The sequence below is a fragment of the Actinoplanes sp. NPDC048791 genome (assembly GCF_040650095.1).
Classification (GTDB): domain Bacteria; phylum Actinomycetota; class Actinomycetes; order Mycobacteriales; family Micromonosporaceae; genus Actinoplanes.
The window spans coordinates 1-1878 of record NZ_JBEZGQ010001358.1 but is presented as its reverse complement, the minus strand read 5'-3'; the positions used below and the strand labels follow the sequence as shown (position 1 = coordinate 1878).

Genomic DNA, 1878 nt, shown 5'->3' with positions numbered 1-1878 from the left:
CGGCGGCCGGGTCATCGCAGGCGGTGATCGACGCGGCGGCCAGGCCGGCCACGGCCAGCAACACCACGGTACGGCGCGGGGCAAAGCGGAAAGCGCTCATGGAGGCAACCTCTGTTCGGGCCCGGCGTCGCGTGCTCGCTCGCCGTGTCGACCCGAAGTTATCGGCTGGTCACAGCCTCCACATCGCACGTTCGTGCCACCGGCCTACGGCTCGAACTTGTACCCCAGACCGCGGACGGTGACGATGAAGCGGGGCGCGGACGGCTCCGGCTCGACCTTCGACCGCAGCCGCTTCACGTGCACGTCCAGGGTCTTGGTGTCGCCCACGTAGTCGGCGCCCCAGACCCGGTCGATCAGCTGGCCCCGGGTCAGCACCCGGCCCGCGTTGCGCAGCAGCAGCTCCAGCAGCTCGAACTCCTTCAGCGGCAACTGCACCGACGAGCCGTCCACCGTCACCACGTGCCGTTCCACGTCCATCCGGACCGGGCCGGCCGCCAGCGTCGGCGTCGTCACCTCCGCCGCCTCGGCGCCCTGCCGGCGCAGGACCGCGCGGATCCGGGCGACGAGCTCGCGTGGCGAGTACGGCTTGGTGACGTAGTCGTCGGCGCCGATCTCCAGCCCGACGACCTTGTCGATCTCACTGTCCCGGGCCGTCACCATGATGATCGGTACGGCGGAACGCTGCCGCAGCTGCCGGCACACCTCGGTGCCGGACATCTCGGGCAGCATGAGGTCGAGCAGGACGATGTCGGCGCCGGTCCGGTCGAACTGCGTCAGGGCCGAGGTCCCGGTCGCCGCGACCGACACCTCGAAGCCCTCCTTGCGCAGCATGTACGACAGGGCGTCGGAGAACGACTCCTCATCCTCGACCACGAGCACGCGAGCCAATGGGGGTTCCTTCCTTGAAGGGCGGCCTGGTCAGGCCGAAGGGAGCCCGGCCGGGCCGGACTCGATCTCAATCGCCGCCGGTAACGGCATGGGGGTTTCCGGGGGTCGCGCCGGTAGGCGCAGGGTGAACGTCGAGCCACCACCAAGTGTGCTCGACACCTCGACACGGCCGCCGTGATTGGTGGCGATGTGCTTGACGATGGCCAGGCCGAGGCCCGTGCCGCCGGTCGAGCGGGAACGGGCCTGGTCGGCCCGGTAGAAGCGTTCGAAGATCCGGTCGACGTCGTGCGGGGCGATGCCGATGCCCTGATCGGTGACGTCGATCTCGATCCAGTCGTCGTCCTGGCGCATGGCCAGGGCGACCTTGGTGTCCTCGCCCGAGTAGGCGATCGCGTTCTCGACGAGGTTGGTGACCGCGGTGGCCACCTGGCTGTCGCTGCCGTACACGGTCGCGCCCTTGGGCCCGGTGTAGACGACCTCGATGCCCTTCGCCGACGCCGTGGTGCGGGTGCGGTCGACGACCTCGGCGATCACCCAGTCCAGGGCGACCGGCTCCGGGGCGGGCAACGGTTCGGCGCCCTGCAGCCGGGTCAGTTCGAGCAGTTCGTTGACGAGCCGGCCCATCCGGGCGGACTCGTGATGGATGCGCTCGGCGAACCGCCGGGCCGCGATCAGGTCCTCGGAACGGTCCGCCAGCTCGGCCTCGGGCAGCTCGGTCGCGTCGAGCAGCGCCTCGGCGAGCAGTTGCAGCGCGCCGATCGGGGTCTTGAGCTCGTGGCTGACGTTCGCGACGAAGTCCCGGCGGACCCGGGCCAGCCGGTGCGACTCGGTCACGTCCGCCGCCTCCACCGCGACGTGCGTGGAATTGAGGGCCACCGCGCGCAGGTGCAGCCCCAGCGGCGCCTGGGCCCCGCCGGCGCGACCGCGCGGCAGGTCGAGCTCGACCTCGCGGCGCACGCCGGTGCGGCGGACCTGACCGGCGAGGGTACG

At 71.2% G+C, this 1878-nt stretch carries 2 protein-coding genes; both read right to left on the bottom strand.

Features of this window, described 5'->3' with window-relative positions; genetic code table 11:
* Positions 1-204: 204 nt before the first annotated feature.
* Entirely contained in the window at positions 205-888 is a 684-nt protein-coding gene (locus AB0C29_RS46290; RefSeq protein ID WP_212986497.1) for a response regulator transcription factor, read from the bottom strand.
* Between the two features lie 30 nt (positions 889-918).
* A partial coding sequence (locus AB0C29_RS46285; RefSeq protein WP_360834453.1) for an ATP-binding protein occupies positions 919-1878 on the bottom strand: 960 nt, incomplete at its 5' end.